This is a genomic window from Formosa sp. F44, assembly GCF_056238645.1.
Map to the genome: position 1 here is coordinate 206,310 of NZ_JBWDLJ010000003.1, position 24,955 is coordinate 231,264.

The window sequence follows — 24,955 nt, forward strand, 5'->3', positions numbered from 1 at the left end:
CGGACTATGAAAACGAAAATAATATTTGCACTTGCTTTACTAATGGGAGTAGTAACATTTGCACAAGATAAAAGAGAATTAAAACTTAACGAAGGCACTCAACTTATTGAGGCCACGTATTTCCACGAGAATGGTGTTATAAGCCAAACAGGTTTTTATACGCTAGATGGTAAGTTACAAGGAGAATGGAAACAATATGATGCTTCTGGTAAAAAACTTACTGCTGCAAATTATAATAACGGAGAAAAAGTTGGAAAATGGTTTTTTTGGGGAGAAGATACTTTAAAAGAAGTAGATTATTCTAACAACGCTATTGCTAGTGTTAGTGAGTGGAATAACAAATCTACCCGTGTAGTAAGTCAATAAACCAAACGATATAATATACGAAAAAAGCATCCTGTGAAGGATGCTTTTTTTATATTAATAATTTGTGTTGTAAAAGAAAGGCTTATAAAGAAGTTGCCCAAGAGAATGTTGCAACATCTACAGTTGCAGCACCATCGTAAAGGCTGTTTTCGTTAGCTACTTCACCATTAATAGATACGTTTGTTATAGGACCATCGTTAGCCATGTCTATAATTGTAGCGTAACCTGATAAAGATAAACCAGTGATAGTTGCACCAGATTCAGCTTTAAACTGTAATGCTTTACCTGCAACAGTAGAAACTGCAGTGAAGTTTACAATTGTAGGGTTGTTATTTAAACCATCTGCTTCGATAGCTGTAGAGAAACCTGCTTGGTTATGAGATACGTATGTGTTTGTTAAAGTACCATTCCAACCTTCTGTCCAGTCGATAGCATCATCTTCTAAATCTTGTACGTAAACATTAGTTGCATTTACCGTTCCTCCGAAGAATTCGATACCATCATCTAATCCTCCTAATAAAGCTACATTGTTAATAGAAGTTCCAGATCCAACACCGTAAAGTGTTAAACCATTATATTGAGAATCTGCGTTAATTTGAGCACCTGATTGTTTGATAACTAAGTATGCGATAGATCCAGAGTTGTCAGTATCATTAGTACCTCCGTAGATAAGTCCACCTACTTCTGCAGTAGCATCTGTACCAGCAGTAGTAGTAGCATCTCCTAAGATAACTAAACCTCCCCATACACCAGTTTCAGATGTTGGTGCCATTACTACAGGATTAGATTCTGTTCCTTCAATAAAAATTTGAGCTCCTTTTTGGATAGCGATATATACATCGGTACCAACTCCAGTGTTAATTGTTGTTCCAGCAGGAATAGTTAATGACGCTCCGTCTTCGATACTTAAAATACCAGGTAGGTTATAAGTAACAGATGCATCTAAAGTCATGTCTTCATAGATAGATCCTGTTAAGATTGAATTGTTTCCAGCTTGAACCCAGTCAAACATACTAGCGTCTACAGTAGCAGGACCAGTGTAACCATCTTCTAAATTTGCAACTTCACCATTTATAGAAATGTTAGCTAAAGGACCATCATTTGCCATGTCTAAAGTAGTGTCATATCCGCTTAAAGAAAGACCTGTAATAGTTGCTCCAGATTCAGCTTTAAATTGTAATGCTTTTCCTCCAACACTAGAAACAGCAGTGAAGTTTGTAATTGTTGGATTTCCATTTACACCATCAGCTTCTATAACTGTAGAAAAACCAGCAACAGTGTTTAATACATAAGTATCTGTTAAAGTACCGTTCCAACCTTCTGTCCAGTCGATAGCATCATCTTCTAAATCTTGAACGTAAATGTTAGATGCGTTAACTGTTCCTCCAAAAAATTCAACACCATCGTCAGTACCATTTAAAATAGCTACGTTAGAAATTGAAGTTCCAGAACCAACAGCGTAAAGTGTTAAACCGTTATATTGAGAATCTGAATTAATTTGAGCTCCAGATTTGTTGATAATTAAATAGTTAATAGAACCTGAGTTATCTGAATCGTTAGTACCTCCGTAAATAAGTCCACCTACTTCAGCAGAAGCATCTGTACCAGCAGTGGTTGTTGCATCTCCTAAGATTACAAGTCCACCCCAGTTTCCTGTTGCAGTTGGTCCCATAACTACTGGAGAATCTGCACTACCATTAATGTTAATTTTTCCTCCTTTTTGTACAGCAATATAAACATCTGTTCCAACTCCTGTTGTAATGTTTGTTCCTGCAGGAATAGTTAAAGTTGCTCCACTTTCTACGCTTAGTCTTGCAGGAAGTGTGTAAGCCGTTGATGGATCAAGAGTCATGTTCTCGGTAATAGAACCTTCTAATACTGAATCATCAGTACCACCTCCACCGCCTCCGGTAGAATCATCGTCACTACTACAGCTAAAAGCGAATACATTTAATACCGCAATTGCGCTTAAAATTGAAATTTTTCTAATTGTCTTTTTCATTTTGTTATGTTTAAATAAATTTAATTCTAAAAGTTAATGTTTACTCCTAAGGAGATTGTAGCTCCGTTTTTATATGATCTAATTGTTTCTGTACTTTCTGTTCCTGTTGCAATACTTCTTACATCCTGAGTCCTTTTAATTTCTGGATTAAGTAGGTTGAATGCTTTAAAGCTTAAATCGATATTGTCTGAAAGTTCTTGGCTAAATGTTGCATTTAATACCACAAAACCTTTTTCTATAATTTCGTTGTTGTATAAGTTAGATTGTGTTGTTTGACTGTCTGGAGCACTTCCTAAGGCATAAATTTTATCTGATGCATAGTTTCCAGAAATGTTAGCGTTAAATGCTCGCTCCCAGTTTGTAGAAAAGTTTAGGGAAGCATTCACGATATAGTCTGAAGCACCTTCTAACCCTATTTCTTCTTTACCGTTATAGGTAAACGTATTTGCTATACTTCCGTTGTCGTTATAAAAGGTTCTTAAATCTTGAGTATGCCACATTCTTGTGAAGTTGAAACCTAAATCTAAATTGTAACCATTATCTTCTGTCGAAGACACTAAACCTAGATCTGCTTCTAATTCTAATCCAATAACTTGTGCTCTATCACTCGTGTTGTAGAAAGAGAAGTATCCCGAAGATCCTCTATCTAAAGTTCTGTTTATTGGGTTGTCTATGTACTTATAAAATCCAGTTGCAGAAATAAGTTCTTTTCTAGAAGGAAAAAGTTCCCATTTAATATCGAAATTATAAACATTACTTGCTTCAAGACCCGTGTTACCAACTACAACTTGATTGGTTGGAGATACATATCCAAAAGGAGCTATTTCTTTAAATTCTGGTAATGTGATTGTTTTACTAGCCGCTAATCTGAAATTGTTTTTTTCATTTAAAGCATATCTTACATTAAGGGCTGGGTAAATATTGTCGTAATTTTTAGTGACACTTCCATCTCTTCCACCTGGTGCATTTCCTACGTTATAGTCTACTATAATTTCGTCATTTTGGTAACGTGCTCCTAAAATGAAGTTGAATTTATTTATTGAGTAATTAACGCTTAAGAATCCTGAAGCAGAATTTAATTCTCCATTATAGGTATCTGGTAATTGTTGCACTAAACTTAATGACCCGTTATCGAAGTTTTCTTGAGTGAATACAGAACCTATATCGTCTATTGATGGAGGAACAACTTGTCCTGGAGCACCTATTTCATCGACACCGTACACTTGCGATTCGAAATCTCTAGTTTTATATCGGTAGTTACCTCCAACTGTTAGTTTTAATGAAGAGATAGTGTCGTTTTCGAATACGTTAAACACATCTTTTATACGTGCGCTATATTCAGAGTCTTCAATATCTTGAAACGATTTTCTCTGTTGTGTACCACCTTGGTTTGCTAGTTCAATAGTTTCAGCTTCTGTATCTGTAGGTTTTTTTATGTTAACCTCGTTTCTAATACGGTTAGGCTCATCTGCATCCATTTGGTTGTATCCGTATCCCCATGTCAAGTGGTTTCTTGTCCCAATTTGGTGGTCTCCCATAATTTGATTAATCCATAATCGTGTTTGTATGGTGTTTTGGTCTACTACATATTGGCTATAGCTGTCTGGATCGTTAACTTCTTCAAAGACAAAACCATCGCGATTTCTACCTGCTTCAAAAACCTGATCGGTCAATTTATTAACAAATAAGCTTAATGCTCTTAGGTTATGGTTATCATCAAAATCGTAAGACATATCTACAAGACCAGTAGTACTAATTGTGTTACTGTAGTTTGTAGCATCTGTATAATTTACGTCTAAAAGGTTTCTGTTGAATTGTTGGAATGTACCTTCGTTATATTCAAAATCGCTAGATTGAGAACCACTAAACAAGACTTTAAATTTATCTCCTATTTTAGTTCCTGCAGTTAAGGTGTAACTATAATCTATTGGCAAAGTAGTGCTTTCTGTATCCCAAGATTGCTGAGTGATCGCATCTTTTGTAGTCATATTACTAGAATAGAAACCAAAAGAAATATCGTCTTGGTTCGCTGTTCTTTTAAATTTACTTTGTCCAATAGCCTGTGTATTTAAACCAGATTCGAAACCAAACTGAAGTTCATTAATACCATTTAAGCTTCTAGAAGTAATATCGATACTTCCTGAAGATTGGTCTGAAGAATTTTCTGGCGAAAAGTTTTTGCTTATCGATATACTTTGTACAAGGCGTGTAGGGAAAAGACCTAAGTCTATGTTTTTCTTGTCCACATTGTCAGAAGGGACAGTCATTCCGTTTAGCGTTGTATATAAATAACGATCTCCTAAACCTCTTACGTAAACGTCTCCAGAAGCTTCACTACTTGAAACACCAGAGATTTTAGTAGCGGCAGTTGCGGCATCGCTTACTCCTAATTTAGCTAATTCTATAGAACCAATGCTTTCTTTAATTTCTACAGCATTTCTTTGTTCTAGTAGTAAGGCAACTTCGCTATCTTTTCTAGACGTTGTTGTTATTACTATTTCGCTTAATGCGGCAGCACTTGCTCCCATTACTACGTTGGCTTCTGTTACTTTACCTACAACAACAGTAAGCGGAATTTCTTGAGTTTCATACCCTACAAAACTATAAATTAAGGTATAAGTTCCAGGCTCTAAATTTTCGAAAGCGTATAAACCATCCATATCAGATGTTGTACCCTTGGTGGTGCCTTTAATTAAAATGTTTGCAAAGGCAAGCGATTCGTTATTGTACTCTTTATCTGTTAATTTACCTACTATAGAACCGGTGTCTTGAGCGTAAGAAAACGCGGTCGTTAAAAATACTAATGCTATTAAAAATTGTTTCATTTTGTCGTTTATTTTCACAAGGGCAAATAAACTTCTGTTTTTCCGAATCTTCTAGAATCACGGGTTAATGATAAGTGATAAAAAAGTTAATTTAAAGTTAGAGAATCTGTCAAGTTTTCGAATTCTGTAAACATTCTGTTAACATTGAAGCTTTAAAAAAGTGTTATCAATAGGGCTAGAAGTACTATGTATATTAGAAAGTGCTATATTGCGCTTACTAAAATACTATTATGAATTGGGAACAATTATTATCTCTAAAACGTTTTGGAGATGTTAATAAACGGTTAAGAAAGGACCAAGATGAAACGCGATTGGGGTTTGAAGTAGATTACGACCGTGTAATATTTTCGTCAGAATTTAGAAGTTTACAGGATAAAACACAGGTGATACCAATGTCTCAAACAGATTTTGTACACACGCGATTAACTCATAGTTTGGAGGTTAGCGTGGTGGCGCGATCGTTAGGACGTAAAATAGGAGAGAAGCTATTAGTGAAATATCCAAAGCTTAAATCCGAACATGGTTACTTGCCAAACGATTTTGGAGCCATAGTGGCTTCGGCCGCATTAGCTCACGATATCGGGAATCCGCCATTCGGACATTCGGGTGAAAAGGCTATTGGCGAATTTTTTAAAACAGGAACCGGACTTAAATTTAAAGACGAGCTTACGCCTAAACAATATCAGGATTTATGCGATTTTGAAGGGAATGCTAACGGATTTAAAATCTTAACTCAGAGTCGTCAAGGGCGTGTAGGAGGTTTGCGATTGTGTTATGCAACCTTAGGCGCATTTATAAAATATCCCAAAGAATCTTTACCTAAAAAGCCATCGCAACAAGTGTCCGATAAGAAATACGGATTTTTCCAGAGCGAAAAAGATGCTTTTTTAGATGTGGCTCAGGAATTGGGGTTGGTAGCATCTGGTACTTCTGGCGATATTAGTTTTAAAAGACATCCTTTGGCGTTTTTAGTAGAGGCTGCAGACGATATTTGTTATACTATTATCGATTTTGAAGATGGTATTAATCTGGGTTTAATTGAAGAAGAATTCGCTTTAGAATACCTTATTAAATTAGTGAAGGAAGTTATCGATATTAATAAATATCATCAGCTAAATAATACCCAAGATCGTATTAGTTATTTAAGAGCTTTGGCTATAAACACCTTAATTAATGAAGCTATTTCCGTTTTTGAAGCTAATGAAGAAGCTATTTTAAATGGAAATTTTGGTATATCTTTATTGGATAAAAGCAAATATGAAGCCCAAATAAATGACATTATAAAAATTAGTGTTGAAAAAATTTACCAATCACGGGAAGTTTTAGATAAAGAAATTTCTGGTTATGCTGTTATTTCAAAACTATTAGATACCTATATTACTGCGGTTAATAATAGTTATAATGGTAACGCATCTAGTTACGATGGTCTAATTTTAAAGACACTTCCACAAACAATTAATTTTAGTGAAGACAATTTATATTTAAGACTGTTAAATGTATGTCATCACGTCTCTTTATTTTCTGATAGTCAGGCCATTTTAATTTTCAGAAAGTTTTTAGGAAAACACGATTAAAAAACGTTAATAATATATTTGTGTAGCTAAATCAATAAACAATCCATATGACTAAAAAATTACCAATTGTACTTGTGTTAATTATCAATTTAATTTGTTCAATCAGTTGTTCGAAAAAAGAAAAGTCTGATACTACTAAAGAACCTTCAATAGAAGCATTGAAGGCATCTCATAAAAAATTCTTAGAGAATAGTCCTTTTAAGAATACGCAAGAACTTACAAAAAAGGAACGCGCTAATAAAGGGTTACCTCCAAAACGCTACATGGAACGTTTGTGGGAACTTACCATGAATCCTGCACTTGGACATCCAACCCCAGAAAATTTAGCCACTATTCAAAAAGAACTAATTACTCAGCGTAAATCTGATTTAGCTCATGGTCGAATTCCTGGTGACGATTCTAATAATAATTGGGTAGAGCGTGGTCCAAATAACGTTGGTGGCCGTACGCGTGCAATTATCTTTGATCCAAACGACTCATCTAACGAAACAGTTTTCGCAGGAGGAGTAAGTGGTGGATTATGGAAAAACACAAACATATCTAATGCGTCTTCGGTTTGGACGAGTGTAAATATTCCTGAAAATTTAAATATTTCATCTATTGCTGTCGATCCTAATAATTCTAAAATTATGTACGTTGGTACTGGAGAGTCTTATGTTCAGGGTGATGTAAATGGAAACGGTGTATGGAAATCTACCGATGGTGGGAACTCTTGGATACATGTGTTTGGTGGAGCCGAAGGAGAAACTGTAATTCAAACAGCAACTAGTGTTACTGTAAATTCACCAAGTGAAATTGCTAATCGAAATGTTGCAGAAACAGCAGATTTTGGACCACGAAATACGGTTACAGGAGATTTAGTATTGGCATCAGATGGCAGTGCATCGCCGTATGAAGCTTGTGGTCGCATTACAAACAATTCAGAAGTTAAAGGCAAAATCGCATTAATCTACAGAGGAAGTTGTGGATTTATAGATAAAGTAAAGTATGTGCAAGATGCAGGTGCAATTGGAGTAGTGGTTATTAATAACGAAGCGGGAGCTCCTATAGGAATGGGGGGAACCGATACAAATAGTGTTATTACTATTCCGTCTGTGATGATTTCTATGAGTGCTGGTAGTGACATACGTTCGGCAATAGATTCTGGAGATACTGTAAATGTAAAAATAAGATATAGTAGTTTTGCTGGATATTATGTGTTGAATGGAAATCAGCATATAAATGACGTATTAGTTAGAGATAATAATGGAGTGTCTGAGGTTTATATTGCAGCAGGTTCTACAGCATATTTCGATTCTAGTCCATTGACGCTTTTAGGTCCAGATGATTTCGGACTTTATAAATCTGTAGATGCAGGTTCAAACTGGTCTGCTGTAAGTTTACCTTTATCGGAAAATGGAAGTCGTTTTGAACCTAATGATATTGAATTAGGAGCAGATAATACGGTTTGGGTAGCTACTCGAAATAGTTTGTATTACAGCGATGGCGGTGGTACGATATTATCGTCTAAAGAAGGAAAAGTTTTTACAGTAAAACATACTTTAAAAGGGAGTCGTACTCAAATTGCAACTTCTCCAACAGATCCAAATAAAATTTACGTTTTAGCCGAGGGCACAGAAGATCCTGTAATTATGCAAAAAACCACAGATGGATTTGCAACCATAATAGAATTGCCTTTACCTGATGATGTAGATCCTAATATGAGTGCGGACGATTTTTGTAGAACTCAAGCGTATTATAATTTAGTGATTAAAACAGATCCCACAAACGACGAAACCGTTTTTGTAGGTGGAATAGATTTGTTTAAAAGTGAAAACGGAGGTGTAGTATGGGATCAGTTAAGCCACTGGTATGGTTATAGTGGTCTTCCTGATGTTCATGCCGATCAACATGCTATTGTTTTTGGTAATAACGATAGTTCTAAAATGGTGTTTGGAAATGATGGTGGAGTGTACTACTCATCTGCTTCAGGAAAAAATGCAGAGGCTCGAAATGACGGTTATAATGTAACGCAATTTTATACGGTTGCAATATCTCCAACCTCACCATTTAAATCAGAGTTAATTCTTGCAGGATCTCAAGATAACGGAAACCAATTGTTTCAAGGGGTTATTAACCCAGGTATAAATTCAACAATGGATATAACAGGTGGTGATGGTGCAGCAACATTCTTCGATCAAGACGGAAGGGATACATATTTAATTACAAATTATGTGTATAATGCCATCATTACAAAAATTGACTACAGTACAGGAGTTAGAACGACTATATTTGAAGATGAAGAGGAAGCGAGTAATGGAGAGTTCATTAACATTCAGGCTTTAGACTCGAGATTAGATTATTTGTTTTCTAATTTTTCTTCAGGAAGTAATTATTCTTACATCACTTTCAGAACCAAAGTAGAGGAAGGAGAAACAGGTTTTGTTGTAGATACTATTAGTAATGCAGCATTCTTAAACGCTTCTCCAACTGCAATGGCAGTGTCTCCACACGAGACAACCGGGGATCATAGTACGTTGTATTTAGGTTTAGAAAATGGAAAATTATTGAAAGTAGGTAATGCAAGTACCGAGTCTTTACAGACATGGGAAGATATATCTTCACCTCAATTTTTAGGGAGTATTTCTGATATCGAATTCGGACAAACATCAAACGATATTTTTGTAACCTTCCATAACTACGGTGTAAATAACATTTGGTTTACTAACGATGGAGGTACAACATGGAGCCAGAAAGATGGTAATTTACCAGATATGCCAGTAAAAGCAATTTTACAAAACCCATTAAAAGCAGACGAAGTTATTGTTGGAACAGAACTTGGAGTTTGGTACACAACAGATTTCTCTAGCGATTCTCCACAATGGAAATCAGCATTTAATGGTATGAGTAATGTAAAAGTAATGGACTTAGACTTAAGAGACGATAACACGATTTATGCAGCGACTTACGGTAGAGGTGTATTCTCAGGGAAATTTACTGGTGAAGCTTTAAGTATCGAAGAAAATGTGTTAGCATCTGGGATTTCTTTATATCCTACTGTGTCTAACGGAGAATTCCAAGTGAATTCTAAAACAAACCTTGGTGAAGTTAATCTTCAGATTTTTAATTTAAGCGGACAAACCGTTTATGTGAAGGATTTAAATTTAAGCGGAAACACTGCAAGCGATATTAGTATTAATGTGGCTTCTGGAGTGTATTTAGCGAAATTTACAGAAGGTGGTACATCTACAACTAAAAAGTTTATTATTGAATAATACTAAACGATTTTTAAATATTTTAAAGAGGAACGCTAGTCGTTCCTCTTTTTTGTTTTAATAACAACTTATTTTATAAACTTTTTAATAGTAAAGTTGCCAAAGAGGTGGCGTCAAGGTTTAACGACTTCTGAAGTTCTGTAATAGATCCCTGTTCAATAAATGTATCAGGAATCCCAATAGTTTTAATCGATGCGGTGTAATTGTGTGTCGCAGCAAATTCTAAAGCGGCACTTCCAAATCCGCCTACAATGGTACCATCTTCAATAGTGAATACTTTAGAATAAGTTCCTAAAATGGTATGCAATAAGTCTTGGTCTAAAGGTTTTACAAATCTCATATTATAAACAGCGATGCTATTTTGTTCGCTTTCGCTTAACAGATTTAGAGCGTCTTCAATATTATTAGCCATGGTTCCTATACTTAATACAGCAATTTTTGTTCCTTGTTTAAGCGTTTCGCCTTTACCTATTTCTATCTTTGAAAAGGGCTGTTTCCAATTGAGTTCTCGTCCTCTACCACGCGGATAACGAATGGCAATAGGATGTTCTAATCCCAATTGAGCCGTGTACATAATATTGCGTAATTCGATTTCGTCTTTAGGTGCAAAAATAATCAGGTTAGGTATGCATCTTAAATAGGCCAAATCGAAAACACCTTGGTGTGTTGCGCCATCTTCTCCAACCAATCCTGCGCGATCTAAGCAAAAAATAACAGGTAAATTTTGAATAGCGACATCATGAATAATCTGATCGTATGCGCGTTGTAAAAATGTAGAATAGATATTGCAAAACGGTATAAATCCTTGAGTGGCTAATCCAGCCGATAAAGTCACAGCATGTTGCTCTGCGATCCCGACATCGAAAGCACGATCTGGAAATTCGTTCATCATAAATTTTAAAGAACTTCCTGTAGGCATAGCGGGAGTAATGCCTATTATTTTTTCATTGGTTTTGGCTAATTCCACAATAGTGTAGCCAAAAACATCTTGAAATTTTGGTGGTAATATGGTGTTTGACTTTGCAAACAGATCGCCTGTCTTGGCATTGAATTTTCCGGGAGCATGATATTTTACTTGGTCTAATTCTGCTTGCTTTAATCCTTTTCCTTTAGTGGTTATAAGGTGTAGGAATTTAGGGCCTGGAACCGTCTTTAATCGTTCTAATTCCGAAATTACTTTTGGTAAATCGTGCCCATCTATAGGTCCTGAATAATTAAAATTGAGGGCTTCAAAAATATTATCTTGTTTTTGAGTACCGCGTTTAACATTGGTTAAATACATTTTTAAAGCGCCAACACTCGGGTCTATTCCAATGGCGTTATCATTTAAAATAACTAATAAATTCGCATCGGTAACACCTGCATGATTTAAACCTTCAAAAGCCATACCGCTAGCAATAGAGGCATCGCCAATTATAGCAATATGTTGCTTGTTAAAATCACCTTTAAGTTTAGACCCAATGGCCATGCCTAAAGCTGCCGAAATGGAAGTAGACGAATGTCCCACGCCAAAAGCATCGTATTTACTTTCGTCACGTTTAGGAAAACCGCTTAATCCACCGAGTTGCCTGTTGGTATCGAAAAGCGCTTTGCGTTCTGTTAATATTTTATGCACGTAAGCTTGGTGCCCTACATCCCAAATTAAAATATCCTCCGGTGTATTAAACACATAGTGCAAAGCAATAGTAAGCTCTACAACGCCTAAACTGGCACCCAAATGTCCTTCTTTGGTAGCTACTATTTGAATAATGAAATCGCGTAATTCTTTGGCGAGTTTTGGTAAATCTTCTTTAGGCAATAATCGAAGATCTTTTGGGGAATTAATATGTTGTAGTAAATGTGTCATACAGATACAAATGTACGTTTTGAAATTGTATTTTTACATTATGGAAAATATTTTTGATGATTCTTATTTTATGAAGAAAGCGCTTCAGGAGGCTGAGGTCGCTTTCGATAAAGGGGAAATTCCGGTTGGTGCTGTTATTGTTATCGATAATAGAATTATAGCACGAGCACATAATTTAACCGAAACTTTAAACGACGTTACAGCGCATGCCGAAATGCAAGCGATTACAGCGGCAGCTAATTTTTTGGGCGGAAAATATCTTAAAAAATGTACGTTATATGTTACCTTAGAACCTTGCCAAATGTGCGGTGGTGCCTTGTATTGGAGTCAGATTTCGAATATTGTTTATGGCGCTAGGGATGAATCGCGAGGTTGTATTAATTTAAATACAAAGTTGCACCCTAAAACTGTTGTAAAAGGTGGTGTCATGGCCGAAGAGGCTTCTGTGTTAATGAAGCGGTTCTTTGTGGAAAAACGGAATCTGAATTAGAGTTTTCTTTCGTCTCCTTCTCGTTCCCGCATTTTTTCTAAATTCTCCTTAGTCAGCATATAATCTTTAGGGTCTTTGTCTTTCCATCGGTAATAAGAAAATATAGGAAATACAACTAAAAATAAGCCCACAACGCCAAAGCCAATAAGCTTTTCGGAGTTCGGGAAGTCGAATATTAAACCTGAGAAAATGCTTCCAAAGGCAAGAAGACCTAATATAATGATGAGTTGCTTCATGTTAATTTGTACTATTTATTACGTGGTATCTTTAAGCCGTTAAAAGTACCAATTACTTATAGATATTTTGTTGTTTACATCTCTTATAATATTAAATGCGATACTATTTAATAGGGTTTAGATGCTAAGTGATGTCGTGTGGTGTTAAGGTTTGGCGTAACTGTTTGAAGTTTAATGGGCTCATTACTTTAACTAGTAAATTCTATAAGTTGATGTCTGTAAGCTGTTAAGAGCTTGGATTTAGAGATGTAGCCATAGTATTTTTCATCTTTAATTACAGGTAAATTCCATGCGCCACTCGTTTTAAATTTATCCATAATTACGTTCATAGAATCTTTATCGTAATCAATAAGACTTACAGGAACTTGCATCAGATTTGAGACAGTAACGGTGTCGTACTTATCTATATCAAACATAATGTGTCTAATGTCGTCTAACCTTAACGATCCTAGAAATTCATGGTTGTCATTAACAACAGGAAAATGATTTCGTGATGATTTAGACACTGCATTTTTTAAAATATGCCCAAGTTTCATATCGGGTTTTAAAATGATAAAGTTTTTTTCAATAACCTTATCAATATCTAAAACCATGAGTACGTTTTTATCTTTATCGTGAGTCATAAGTTCGCCACGTTCGGCCAATCTCATGGTATAAATAGAGTGAGATACGTAGTGTTTTGTAATCGCAAATGAAATGGCAGAAACAATCATTAAAGGCACAAATAATTCGTAACCACTTGTAATTTCAGCAATAAGGAAAATCGCTGTAAGCGGTGCATGAAGTACACCGGCCATGAGTCCGGTCATGCCAATAAGTGTAAAATTGGTTTCGGAGACATGAAAACCAAATCCTATATTGTTAATTATTTTAGCGCAAGCATGTCCTAAAGTAGAGCCCATAACAAGCGTTGGGATAAAAATACCACCAACACCTCCGGCTCCAAAAGTAGTGGTCATGGCAATGGCTTTAAATGCCGAAATCCCTAACAGTAAAATAATAACAATCCAAATGTTTGATAAGTCTACATTAAAAGGCGTATGCCCAATGGCGGTAATGTGATCGCCCTTTAAAAGATTATTCATAAGACCGTAACCTTCACCGTAAAGTTGAGGAATAAAATACAACATGGTACCAATGGCAACACCTCCTATTAAAAGACGTAAAGCACGACTTTCAAATTGTTTAAAGAAGGCTGTAATGGCGAAAAATACTTTCGAAAAATAGATAGATGCCAATGCAGTAACCAAACCTAGAAGGATGTAAAACGGAATGTCTTCAACCATAAATTGTTCTATCAATTTAAAGTTAAGTAGAACATCGGTTCCTAAAAACAAATAGGAGGTGACCACAGCCGAAATAGACGCTAGTAAAAGCGGAACTAGAGAAACAAAAGCAATATCCAGGCTAAAAATTTCGACAGCAAAAACTATCGCTGCTAATGGCGCTTTAAACATGGAAGCCATAGCACCAGCCGCCGCACAACCTATTAAAAGCATTCGGGTTTTTGTATTCATATGAAACAATTGGGCGGTGTTGGAACCCAATGCTGCACCTATACTAACGGCAGGCCCTTGTAATCCCACCGATCCCCCAAATCCAGCGGTTAATGGCGCTGTAATTAAAGAGGCGTAAATATTATATCTAGGAATGATACCATTAAGTTTTGAAATGGCATGCAAAGTCGATGAAATGCCGTGTCCGATATGCTTTTTTAGCCAGGTTTGTTTAATGATGTAAACCAGTAATAGTCCAATAATTGGAAGTACAAAGTATAAGGCGCTTTCAGAGTCTTTAAATATATCTAAGTCAAATAGCGAGCGAATAAAATAGGTTAGGTTTTTAAGAATTACCGTGCCTATTCCAGATAAAAAGCCAATAAGTATACTAAGGATATAAACAAACTGACGTTCGGAAATATGTTTATATTTCCAAATTAAAAATTGACGAAGAAGGTTTTTTGTGCTAAATGGCATAGTATAAAAATACTAAAAAAAAAGCGCGTTATTAAATTTCGTTTTCTGGCGTTAGCTTGTGAAATTAATAAGCTGACGACGATACGCGGTAAGTAATTTTGATTTAGAAATGAATCCGATATATTTATCATCTCTAATAACCGGTAAGTTCCATGCACCAGAGTCTTGAAACTTTTTCATGATATCTTTCATCCTGTCGTTGTGTAAATCGATGATTTCGGGTGGCGCTTGCATTACATCACGAGCAACGACTTCTTTATATAAGGTTTGGTCGAACATAATGGGTCTAATATCATCCAGCAGAATAATACCCTCAATTTTCTTAGTCTTCACATTAATAACTGGGAATATATTTCGATTAGACTTCACAACTGCCTTATGCACGATGTCGCCTAAGTTCATATCTGGACTAACCTTTACAAACTTGGTTTCGATTAAAGCTTCAATGTTCATTAACGTTAATACGGCCTGGTCTTTATCGTGTGTAATTAAATCACCTTTTCTAGCCAACTCCATGCTGTACACAGAATATGGTAAGAAGTATTTGGTAACAATAAAACAAATAACAACCGTAATCATTAACGGGATAAATAATTTATAACCACCAGTTAATTCTGCAATTAAGAAAATAGCGGTTAGTGGTGCTTGTAATACACCTCCAAGGACACCTGCCATACCCACTAAAGTGAAATTACTCTCGGATAAGTGCAATTTAAAAAAGCCTAAGGTGTTTATAAATTTAGCAAATCCAAAGCCCAGTACAGATCCCATAAATAAGCTAGGAGAGAAAATACCACCTATACCACCGGCGCCAAAAGTAAGTGCACTGGCAATCACTTTAAACATAATTAATCCTAATAATAAAGCTAGAATGGCCCAGTTATTTGTAATGTCTATATGTAAGAAGTTATCGGTAACAACATCGTTAAAATTACCTGTCACCATATTGTTTATAACTTCGAATCCCTCACCATAAAGTGGCGGAATAAAGAACACGATAACACCAAGACCTGCTCCACCGAATAACAATCTTTTTATAGGAGACTTAATTTTGTCAAAAAAATCGTGAAAGAAGGCATAAACTTTAGTGAAGTAAATGGATGTTAATGCGGCTAAAATACCAAAAGCGATAAAGAAGGGTACTTGTTCTAATGTGAAAACATCTACCAATTGAAAAGGTAAAATGGTATCCGATCCGTAAAAGAAATAGGATAATAATACACCAGAAATAGACGAAATTAAAAGTGGAAGTAAAGAGATTAATGTTAAATCTAAACTAAATACTTCTATAGCAAAAATAATGGCGGCAATAGGTGCTTTAAATATACAAGCAATCGCACCTGCAGCGGCACATCCCATGAGTAGCGTACGTGTTGCTTGGTTGGTATGAAATAATCTTGAAATATTTGAACTTATCGCTGCGGCTGTGGATACTGTTGGGCCTTCTAGTCCGACAGAACCTCCAAATCCTACAGTAAGTGGAGCGGTAACTAAAGCCGAAAACATTTGATATTGTCTCATAATTCCTTTTTTCTTCGCAATGGCGCGAAGTGTCGAAGGAATTCCATGACCAAATTCTTGGCGAACAACATATTTTTTTACCAAATACGTTAATGTTAAACCTACTAATGGAAACAGAAAGTAAAACGGGTGATGATACCCACTAACCACTTTAGTTTCTATGAGATGTTGAATGTAGTGCGTAGAATTTTTAAGAATTACAGCACCTAAACCTGCAATTAAACCGACAACAATACTTAAAAAATACACAAAATTCCTATGGCTAACATGTTTCGTTTTCCAAAGAAGAAATCTTGTAAGCAGTGATTTTTTTTGAGTTGGCATAATTAAAGTTTAAAAATCCCGCATAGGCGGGATTTAATTTTTTATGATTTTATGTTTAATTTTAAGCTAAGCTCGTCAAGCTGTTCATCGTCTATTCTTGATGGCGCATCAATCATGACATCTCGACCAGAATTGTTTTTTGGGAATGCAATAAAATCCCGAATGGTTTCTTGTCCGCCTAAGATGGCTACCAAGCGGTCTAGTCCAAATGCTAATCCACCGTGGGGTGGTGCACCATATTCAAACGCATCCATTAAGAACCCGAATTGTGCTCTTGCATCTTCTTCAGAGAAGCCTAAGTGTTTTAACATGATGGCTTGCGTCGCTTTATCGTGAATACGAATAGAACCTCCTCCAATTTCGTTACCATTTAAAACTAAATCGTAAGCATTTGCTTTTACTTCTCCAGGATTAGTATCTAGTAATTCTATCTGACCTGGTTTTGGAGATGTAAATGGGTGGTGCATGGCGTGGTAACGCTCTGTATCTTCATCCCATTCTAAAAGCGGGAAGTCCATAACCCATAGCGGAGCAAATACTTTAGGGTCTCTTAATCCTAAACGTGTTGCTAATTCCATACGTAATGCACTTAATTGTGCACGCACTTTATCTGTTGGTCCAGAAAGTACACACACTAAATCGCCTGCTTTGGCATTTGTAATTTCGGCCCATTTTGCTAAATCGTCTTGATCGTAAAATTTATCTACAGAAGATTTAAATGTTCCATCGTCATTACAACGTGAATAAATCATACCTAAAGCTCCAACTTGCGGACGCTTTACCCATTCGATTAATTTATCTATTTCTTTACGAGTATAACTGTTTCCACCTGGAACTGCGATACCAACAACCAATTCGGCATCATTAAAAACTTTAAAGTCTTTATGTTGTGTTACCGCGTTTAATTCTCCGAATTCCATTCCGAAACGGATATCTGGCTTATCGTTTCCGTATAAACGCATCGCATCGTCGTAAAGCATTCTTGGGAACTTTTCAATCTCTACACCATTTACTTCTTTAAGTAAGTGACGTGTTAAGCCTTCAAAGACATCTAAAATATCGTCTTGCTCTACAAACGCCATTTCACAGTCAATTTGTGTGAATTCCGGCTGTCTGTCGGCACGTAAATCTTCATCTCTAAAACACTTTACAATCTGGAAATATTTATCCATACCTCCAACCATAAGCAATTGCTTAAAAGTTTGTGGCGATTGTGGTAAAGCGTAAAATTGTCCTTCGTTCATTCTAGAAGGCACAACAAAATCACGAGCCCCTTCTGGAGTCGATTTAATTAAGTATGGAGTTTCCACTTCAATAAAGTCTTGATTAGAAAGGAAATTTCTAACCTCTTGAGTCACTTTATGACGGAAAATTAAGTTGTTTTTTACAGGATTACGACGGATATCTAAGTAACGATATTTCATACGTAATTCTTCTCCACCATCGGTTTTGTCTTCAATAGTGAAAGGTGGCGTCAAAGCCGTGTTTAAAATAGTTAGTTCTGAAACTAAAATTTCGATATCTCCAGTAGGAATATTTGGGTTTTTAGAATCACGCTCTATAACTGTTCCCTTAACTTGAATTACGAACTCACGACCCAATTTCTGAGCCTGATCCATCATGGCTTTAGGTGTGCGTTCTTCATCAAAAATAAGTTGAGTAATACCATAACGATCTCGTAAATCTACCCAAACCATAAATCCTTTATCGCGTACTTTTTGTACCCAACCTGAAAGTGTTACTTCCTTATTTATATGAGACGATCTTAGTTCGCCACAATTATTACTTCTATACATATCTAAATTTTTGCTGTGCAAATTTAATGAAGATTAATGATTATAAACTAATAAATCCGAAGCATTATACCTCGGATTCATTAGTTTGCATATTACAACCTTTTCGTTAGTCGGCTACCTTTGCAATTCGTTTTTCAGATAACCACATTTTAAATCTTGAGGTTAAGTAGAAAAATACAGGAACAACAATTAAAGTCAGGAATGTAGCTACGAATAATCCGTAAATTACGGTCCAAGCTAAAGGTCCCCAGAATACTACGTTATCTCCTCCAATGTATATGTTAGGATTAAAATCGCTAACCAATGTAAAGAAGTTAATGTTTAACCCGATAGCTAACGGAATAAGCCCTAAAATGGTGGTGATTGCCGTTAATAATACAGGACGTAAACGTGCTTTTCCAGCATGTACAATACATTCGTATAAATCGTCATGCTCTAAATAGTCGTCATCATCCATATCTAATGCAATTTTCTTTCTATCTATAAGGAGTTGCGCATAATCTAGAAGTACAACTCCGTTGTTTACTACAATACCAGCCAGCGAGATAATTCCCATCATGGTCATCATAATAACAAAAGGATCTCCTGTAAGAACTAATCCGCCAAATACTCCGATAAAACTTAAGAAAATAGCCAACATAATTATTCCTGGCTTTGTTACAGAATTGAATTGGAAAATTAAGATGAAAAAGATAAGAGATAGTCCGGTAAAGAAGGCTCCCAATAAGAATTTCATTTGTTTATTTTGCTCTTCAATCTGACCTGTATAATCAATTTTCACATCGGCAGGTAAACCTTTAAAGGCTTTCATTTCTCTTTGAATTTGACTTACAATAGCGGCCGCATCTGTAAATCCTGGAGATAGCGCAGAATACACTGTAACCACACGTTTGGTGTCTTTGTGTTTAATGGCACTATATCCTGAAGTATTACTTTGTTTAGCAACCGCCGACACTGGAATTTCTTTAATTTTTCCAGTATTGTCTCTAAATGTAATTTTCTGATTAAAAATTGCACTCGTATTATATCTATTGGCTTCGTTAAAGCGCACATAGATATCGTAATCGTCTCCATCTTCTTTATACACGCCAGCTTTACTACCAAAAATAGAATTACGTAACTGTGTACCTACTTGACTAGCACTTACGCCTAGTTCTCCAGATTTTGCACGATCTACTTCTACCAACATGGTTGGTTTTCCTTTGTTAACATCAATCTTTAATTCGTCGATACCAGGAATATTTTTTTCGTTGATAAAATCGCGCATGTTTTGAGCTAGACCTATAAGTTGGTCGTAGTCGTTTCCTTCTATTTCAATGTTAATAGGAGAACCTGCTGGTGGTCCGTTTTGGTCTTTTTCAACCGAAATTAAAATTCCCGGATAAATACCCACTAATGCCTTTTGTACTTTCTGACGTAACAATTCACTATCTGCACCACGTCTAAATTTGTACTCGCGCATAGAGGCTGTAATTTTGGCTTTATGAGGCATTTCTGCTGCCGAACCTCCATCGGTTTGCGGATTTCCAGCACCTTCACCAACTTGCGAAACCGCACTTTCTACTAAGAAATTATAGTCGCCATCTTTATACATGTCGTCGTCTAAAACGTCATAGACTTTTTTCTCTATTTCCTTAGTGATTGCATTGGTTTTTTCGATATCTGTACCTTCAGGATATTCTATATATACAATAATCTGATTGGGTTTATTGTCTGGGAAAAATTCAACTTTTGTACGTTGCGATTTTAGCGATGCACCAAAAGCGATAAAAGAAACAATTAAACCTACAAAGGTGATAATGGTAATAAATGCAGGCCACCTTTTACTTAATGCACGACGTAATTCACGTTCGTAAAGATTTTCGAACTTAACCAAGATTTTAGTTTGGAACGTATTGGCCATTTTACGTAAAAACAGTCTGTAAATCCATAGCATTGCTGAGGTGAACAGCATTAAACCTCCTAATCCTCTATAGTCTCCTCCAAATATTAATATAAGTATACCAATAACTGAAATGATACCAGTTATCGCAACAATATTCTTTAATGGCATATCTACATCTTCAATAGTCATGAATTTAGAAACCAATACCGAGTTAAAGAAAATAGCAACGATTAGTGACGAACCTAATACGGTAGACAGCGTGATTGGGAGCAGAATCATGAATTTCCCCATCACTCCAGGCCAAAGTCCTAATGGAATAAACGCGGCAACGGTTGTTGCTGTAGAAATGATAATAGGAAAAGCGATTTCTCCAATACCAACTTTAGCGGCTTTCTTCCTGCTCATGCCTTCTTCATCCATTAAACGATATACGTTTTCTACAACCACAATACCATTATCTACCAGCATTCCTAGTCCCATAATAAGACCAAAAAGTACCATGGTGTTTAGTGTGTAACCCAATAAGTCTAATATCATTAAAGACATAAACATAGACATCGGGATGGCGAAACCAACAAAGAGTGCGTTTTTAAATCCTAAGAAGAACATTAATACTGTAATTACTAGGATAACACCAAAAATAATGTTGTTTACAAGATCGTCTACTGCCCCAATAGTTACCGAAGATTGGTCGTTTGTAATGGTTACGGTTAAATCTTGTGGGAATACATTTTCTTTAGTATCTGCAACAATTTGCTGAATTTGCTCTGCAGCATCTACCATGTTTTTTCCTGCACGTTTTTTAACATCTAACATGACAACACGATGTCCGAATTCTCGAGCATAAGTTGTTCTGTCTTTTTCTTTAAACGTTACGTTAGCAACATCTTTTAAGTATATAGGATTTCCATTATCTGATTTAATAACGAAATTATTTAACAGTTGAGGGTTTTCAACTTCACCTAAAATTCTAATCGTACGTCGCTGTCCGCTTGAAATTAAATTCCCTGCAGACATGGTTACGTTTCCACCACGAACGGTATTAATAACATCGTCGAAACTAACTTGGGCTGCCATCATTTTATAGATGTCTACCGCAATTTCTACTTCTTTTTCCTGAGCACCACGAATGTCTACTTGTTTGATTTCCTGAAGGTCTTCAATTTCATCTTGAAGGTATTCTCCAAAATCTTTTAATTTATCTACCGGATAATCTCCAGAAATATTAATGTTTAGGATAGGCATTTCTTCCGATAGGTTTAAATCGAACGCATTAGGCTCTACCTTAGCATCGTTAAATGTAGGCCAATCTTCTCCGGCTGTTTCCGAATCTATTTCGTCTTTAACCTTTTGTTTTGCGGCTTCTACAGAAATATCTTCGTCGAATTCTACAATAATCATAGAATAATCTTCCTGAGAAGTAGACGTAATTTCTACGACATTACTTATGGTTTTTAACTTGTCTTCTAAAGGGTCTGTAATAAGCTTTTCAATATCTTCGGCTGTATTTCCAGGGTATATAGAACTCACGTATATCTTGGTTTCTACAACTTCAGGAAAGCTCTCACGAGGCATGTGGTAATAGGCAGTAATTCCTAAATAGAAAATTACAGCCATAAGCACATATATCGTGGTTTTGTTATTAATTGCCCACGACGACATTCCGAATTCTTTGTCGATTTTCTTTTTGTGTTTTGTCATGATTTAGGCTTAATATTTAATAACTTTTACTGTTTGTCCGTCTCTAACACTACGCGCACCTTCTTTAATAATTTCTGTACCTGCTTCGATACCACTTAATACTTCAATAATGTCGCCTTGTGTTTTTCCAGTCTTAATAATTACACGCTCTGCAACACCTTCGTTATTGTCTTCTTTTTTAGTAATCGCATAAATATATTGTTCTCCGTTTGCATTTTCAGAAATGATACTTAACGGAATTAACAATGCGTTTTCATTGGTATAGTCGTTAATTCTAAGCTTTGCCGTTAAGTTAGGCTTTATGTTTTTTTCTTTATTAGGTACAGCTACTTCTACTTTAAAAGTTCTGTTTGCTGGATTAATAAAATTACTAGCCTGACGAACTTCGGTGTCTACAGAGGTTCCTAAAACAGGGAAATCTACTTTTACGCTTTTTCCCTTAACCACATCTGTAATGTAGTTTTCTGGAACTTCGGTTTCAATATACATGTCTTTAAGGTTCACAATTCTAATTAATTGTGATTGTCCTGGCATAACAACACTTCCTTGATCTGTAATAATATCGTCGATTACACCTGAAAATGGTGCTACAATTGTAGTCTTCGCTAACTGAGATTTTAATTGATTTACCGATTGTTCTTGTGCTTCATAACTTGATTTTGCTTGAAGAAACTGAATTTCACTACCAATCTTTTGGTCCCAAAGACGTTTCTGACGTTCGAAAGTGGTTTCGGCAAGTGCCAATTGAATTTCCATTTGAGCCACTTGTTGCTCTAAACCTCCATCGTCTATCTTAGCTAATGCTTGTCCTTTACTAACCGTTTGTCCTTCTGTTACAAATATGTTTTGAAGAATACCCGACGTTTCTGGATAAATCACAATATTTTGTTTGGTTTGTACGCTTCCTTGTAATTCTAAATAGTGTACAAAGTTTTCTGATGTCGCCTTAACCGTGGTTACTAATGGCAGTTTTTTGGTATCGTCTAGCGATTCAATTTTTTCATCGATTAACTTTATCTGATTGCTTAAGGCGACTTGCTGTGTTTCTAATTCGGTACGTTTTGCACGAATATTTTCAAGATTTCCTTCGGCTAAAACTTCATCTACAGATTTTTCTTTTCCTCCGCAGGAAATGAATAGTAAAGTAAGCGCGGCGATTGTATATATGTGTTTCATAGTTGACATGTTTAGTTGTTTAAGTTGCTTAATATGGCGTCTAATTCTGCTTTTTTATTTATAATATCTAACATAGATTGTAAATATTCTTGTTGTGCAGAATAAAGTTGAGTTTGTGCTTGTCGTAAATCGAAACTTGAAGAAATTCCTTCGAAAAATTTAGTTTCGTTTTTACGTTCTATACGTTCTGCTAATTCTAGATTTTCTTTTTTATTAGAATAATCTTCTATGGCATATTGGTATTCGCTTTTAGCTGTTGCGATTTGAAATTTAAGTTGTTGTTCGGTATCAATTAAATTTTCATTTGCTTTTTCTAAATCTATTCTGGCTTGTTGTGTTGCAGCCGAACGTCCTAACGAACTAAAAATTGGAATACTTAAATTCACACCAAACATAGACGATCCGTACCATTTTTGGTTGTCTTTAAAAAATCCAAATTCTTCTCCAAAAGCACTATAACCACCGTTAACAAAGGCACTTAATGTTGGTAAGCCGTCACTCATAGCTAACTTTACAAATAGGTCTTTACTTTCTACATCGTTTTGGGCAATAAGATAATCTATGGTGTTTTCTACATTTTCGTCTGCGGCTAAAGCTTCCAGAGATGTGTATTGTAGTGCTAAAATTTCAAGGTCGTCTGTAAGTGTAGTGTCTGTATTTAAATCGATCCCTAATGTAATGTTTAGCATTTGGTACGATAATACATTTAAACGCTTTACATTGTTTAAATCGCTTATTAAACCAGATAGTGTAATCTTAATTTGCTCTACACTTTCTTCTTCTTCCAAACCGTTTTCATATGTTTTCTGAATCTCATTTAAATTCGATTCTAGGATGGCTTTATTGCTTTCTAAAATTTTCAGACTTTCCTCTGTAAGTAATACGTTTCCGTAGGCGTTAATAACCGCTTTACGCACTTCAAGATCTGTTTTTACCTTAGAGTTTTCTGAAATTTGCAGATATACTTTCGCAGCTTGTAACCCTACGATATATGAACCATCAAAAAGTAACTGGTTTAGTGTGGCTGTAGCTCCAATATTTTGTTTTGGGCTAAATTCTACCGGAATAAATGTTCCTGCCGGTCCTCCAGCAATTTCACCAGGAAGCAGTGACACTTGTTGTTTTATCCAGTTTTGATAATCTACATTGGCACTAATTTGAGGTAAACCTGTTGCGGTTGTTTCCCATTTTTGCTCTTCGGCAATTTCTATATCTCTAACAGCATTTTTTACCGTTCTGTTATGTACTAAGGCATAATCTATAGCCTCTTGCAGACTAAAAGAAGTAGGGGCTTCTTGGGCAAATGCCGAAATATTTAGGCATAAACTAAAGAATATTATTAGCGTGTTTCTCATTATTTTATTTTTGATTGTTGTGTTCTTTCATTTAAATATGTTATTCCTAAAGGGGTGCAGATACCTCTTAGATGATATTCTAGGTAGTGAGTAAGAGATTCTTCTAAGTTGAACTTGTCTGAAGGGAATATTTCGTTGTCTTTCATTGAGCCCATAGCACTGAAGTATATTCTAGAAATAAAATCTACATTTAAGTTCGTTCTATAAAGTCCAGCTTGGATACCGCGGTTTAAATTATCGCAAACACATTTATTCATCGCTTCAAATTGTTTTTGTTTTACAATGGAATAAATTTTTGGATAGTATTTTTTAAACTGATATTCTATAGATAACTTTTGATTTTTCATATGACCGATGATAAAATCTTTGGTGTTGAAAAGTTCGTCAATAGGGTTGGCTTCTAACTTAAAAATGTCATCAATCGATTCAGAAATACATTCAAATTTGAAAATTGCAGTGGCTTCAACTAGCTTTGTCTTTGTTGCGAAATATTGGTATATGGTTTTTTTAGAGATACCCATCTCGTTGGCAATATCGTCCATAGTTACACTCTTAAATCCTAGATTTGAGAATAACTCTGCCGATTTCATTATTATTTTGTTTTTCATTCGTTTTAAATTCGGTGCAA

The 24,955-nt window shown here is 35.7% G+C and carries 15 protein-coding genes; 4 read left to right on the forward strand and 11 right to left on the reverse strand.

Annotated elements, in window-relative coordinates; genetic code table 11:
• The first annotated feature begins 6 nt into the window (after positions 1-6).
• Positions 7-366: a toxin-antitoxin system YwqK family antitoxin gene (locus AC0UBM_RS10910; protein ID WP_434037082.1), complete on the forward strand. Its 360-nt coding sequence runs from the start codon at positions 7-9 to the stop codon at positions 364-366.
• A gap of 82 nt (positions 367-448) precedes the next feature.
• Here the strand turns inward: AC0UBM_RS10910 and AC0UBM_RS10915 are convergent, their stop codons facing one another.
• Positions 449-2,368: a hypothetical protein gene (locus AC0UBM_RS10915; protein ID WP_434037081.1), complete on the reverse strand. Its 1,920-nt coding sequence runs from the start codon at positions 2,366-2,368 to the stop codon at positions 449-451.
• A gap of 26 nt (positions 2,369-2,394) precedes the next feature.
• Positions 2,395-5,193, reverse strand: coding sequence for a TonB-dependent receptor (locus AC0UBM_RS10920; protein ID WP_475688661.1), 2,799 nt, complete (start codon positions 5,191-5,193; stop codon positions 2,395-2,397).
• 230 nt (positions 5,194-5,423) lie between these two features.
• On the opposite strand from AC0UBM_RS10920, the gene dgt reads away from it, so the two are divergent.
• On the forward strand, positions 5,424-6,767 hold the full coding sequence (gene dgt, locus AC0UBM_RS10925; RefSeq protein WP_475688662.1) for a dGTP triphosphohydrolase: 1,344 nt from the start codon (positions 5,424-5,426) through the stop codon (positions 6,765-6,767).
• Between the two features lie 47 nt (positions 6,768-6,814).
• Positions 6,815-10,021: a T9SS type A sorting domain-containing protein gene (locus AC0UBM_RS10930; protein ID WP_475688663.1), complete on the forward strand. Its 3,207-nt coding sequence runs from the start codon at positions 6,815-6,817 to the stop codon at positions 10,019-10,021.
• 73 nt (positions 10,022-10,094) lie between these two features.
• Here the strand turns inward: AC0UBM_RS10930 and dxs are convergent, their stop codons facing one another.
• Positions 10,095-11,867, reverse strand: a complete 1,773-nt coding sequence (gene dxs, locus AC0UBM_RS10935; protein WP_475688664.1) for a 1-deoxy-D-xylulose-5-phosphate synthase — start codon at positions 11,865-11,867, stop codon at positions 10,095-10,097.
• A 40-nt stretch (positions 11,868-11,907) separates the two neighbouring features.
• On the opposite strand from dxs, the gene AC0UBM_RS10940 reads away from it, so the two are divergent.
• On the forward strand, positions 11,908-12,357 hold the full coding sequence (locus AC0UBM_RS10940; protein ID WP_414036530.1) for a nucleoside deaminase: 450 nt from the start codon (positions 11,908-11,910) through the stop codon (positions 12,355-12,357).
• On the opposite strand, the gene AC0UBM_RS10945 is transcribed toward AC0UBM_RS10940, so the two are convergent.
• From AC0UBM_RS10945 to AC0UBM_RS10980, 8 genes are all read right to left on the reverse strand, one after another.
• Positions 12,354-12,593, reverse strand: coding sequence for a hypothetical protein (locus AC0UBM_RS10945; protein ID WP_414036531.1), 240 nt, complete (start codon positions 12,591-12,593; stop codon positions 12,354-12,356). The two genes, AC0UBM_RS10940 and AC0UBM_RS10945, sit on opposite strands and share 4 nt — an antisense overlap.
• 188 nt (positions 12,594-12,781) lie before the next feature.
• A complete protein-coding gene (locus AC0UBM_RS10950) occupies positions 12,782-14,569 on the reverse strand; it encodes a chloride channel protein (protein ID WP_475688665.1) in 1,788 nt (595 codons plus the stop codon).
• A gap of 51 nt (positions 14,570-14,620) precedes the next feature.
• The gene (locus AC0UBM_RS10955; protein WP_414036533.1) at positions 14,621-16,414 is read right to left on the reverse strand and encodes a chloride channel protein; all 1,794 of its coding nucleotides are present in this window, start codon (positions 16,412-16,414) and stop codon (positions 14,621-14,623) included.
• 41 nt (positions 16,415-16,455) lie between these two features.
• Positions 16,456-18,210 (reverse strand): aspartate--tRNA ligase, encoded by a 1,755-nt coding sequence (gene aspS, locus AC0UBM_RS10960; protein ID WP_475688666.1) that lies wholly within the window; start codon positions 18,208-18,210, stop codon positions 16,456-16,458.
• Between the two features lie 106 nt (positions 18,211-18,316).
• Positions 18,317-21,796, reverse strand: coding sequence for an efflux RND transporter permease subunit (locus AC0UBM_RS10965; protein ID WP_475688667.1), 3,480 nt, complete (start codon positions 21,794-21,796; stop codon positions 18,317-18,319).
• 9 nt (positions 21,797-21,805) lie between these two features.
• Positions 21,806-22,972 (reverse strand): efflux RND transporter periplasmic adaptor subunit, encoded by a 1,167-nt coding sequence (locus AC0UBM_RS10970; RefSeq protein WP_475688668.1) that lies wholly within the window; start codon positions 22,970-22,972, stop codon positions 21,806-21,808.
• Between the two features lie 11 nt (positions 22,973-22,983).
• The gene (locus AC0UBM_RS10975; RefSeq protein ID WP_414036537.1) at positions 22,984-24,327 is read right to left on the reverse strand and encodes a TolC family protein; all 1,344 of its coding nucleotides are present in this window, start codon (positions 24,325-24,327) and stop codon (positions 22,984-22,986) included.
• Entirely contained in the window at positions 24,327-24,935 is a 609-nt protein-coding gene (locus AC0UBM_RS10980) for a TetR/AcrR family transcriptional regulator (RefSeq protein WP_434037070.1), read from the reverse strand. Before AC0UBM_RS10980 ends, AC0UBM_RS10975 begins: the two co-directional genes overlap by 1 nt.
• Positions 24,936-24,955 lie beyond the last annotated feature (20 nt).

Bases quoted from the DNA above. Each gene is read 5' to 3' on its own strand.
- AC0UBM_RS10955 (WP_414036533.1), bottom strand. From the start codon at position 16,414: ATGCCAACTCAAAAAAAATCACTGCTTACAAGATTTCTTCTTTGGAAA.
- AC0UBM_RS10970 (WP_475688668.1), bottom strand. From the start codon at position 22,972: ATGAAACACATATATACAATCGCCGCGCTTACTTTACTATTCATTTCC.
- dxs (WP_475688664.1), bottom strand. From the start codon at position 11,867: ATGACACATTTACTACAACATATTAATTCCCCAAAAGATCTTCGATTA.
- aspS (WP_475688666.1), bottom strand. From the start codon at position 18,210: ATGTATAGAAGTAATAATTGTGGCGAACTAAGATCGTCTCATATAAAT.
- AC0UBM_RS10975 (WP_414036537.1), bottom strand. From the start codon at position 24,327: ATGAGAAACACGCTAATAATATTCTTTAGTTTATGCCTAAATATTTCG.
- AC0UBM_RS10945 (WP_414036531.1), bottom strand. From the start codon at position 12,593: ATGAAGCAACTCATCATTATATTAGGTCTTCTTGCCTTTGGAAGCATT.
- AC0UBM_RS10950 (WP_475688665.1), bottom strand. From the start codon at position 14,569: ATGCCATTTAGCACAAAAAACCTTCTTCGTCAATTTTTAATTTGGAAA.
- AC0UBM_RS10965 (WP_475688667.1), bottom strand. From the start codon at position 21,796: ATGACAAAACACAAAAAGAAAATCGACAAAGAATTCGGAATGTCGTCG.
- dgt (WP_475688662.1), top strand. From the start codon at position 5,424: ATGAATTGGGAACAATTATTATCTCTAAAACGTTTTGGAGATGTTAAT.
- AC0UBM_RS10930 (WP_475688663.1), top strand. From the start codon at position 6,815: ATGACTAAAAAATTACCAATTGTACTTGTGTTAATTATCAATTTAATT.
- AC0UBM_RS10920 (WP_475688661.1), bottom strand. From the start codon at position 5,193: ATGAAACAATTTTTAATAGCATTAGTATTTTTAACGACCGCGTTTTCT.
- AC0UBM_RS10980 (WP_434037070.1), bottom strand. From the start codon at position 24,935: ATGAAAAACAAAATAATAATGAAATCGGCAGAGTTATTCTCAAATCTA.
- AC0UBM_RS10915 (WP_434037081.1), bottom strand. From the start codon at position 2,368: ATGAAAAAGACAATTAGAAAAATTTCAATTTTAAGCGCAATTGCGGTA.
- AC0UBM_RS10940 (WP_414036530.1), top strand. From the start codon at position 11,908: ATGGAAAATATTTTTGATGATTCTTATTTTATGAAGAAAGCGCTTCAG.
- AC0UBM_RS10910 (WP_434037082.1), top strand. From the start codon at position 7: ATGAAAACGAAAATAATATTTGCACTTGCTTTACTAATGGGAGTAGTA.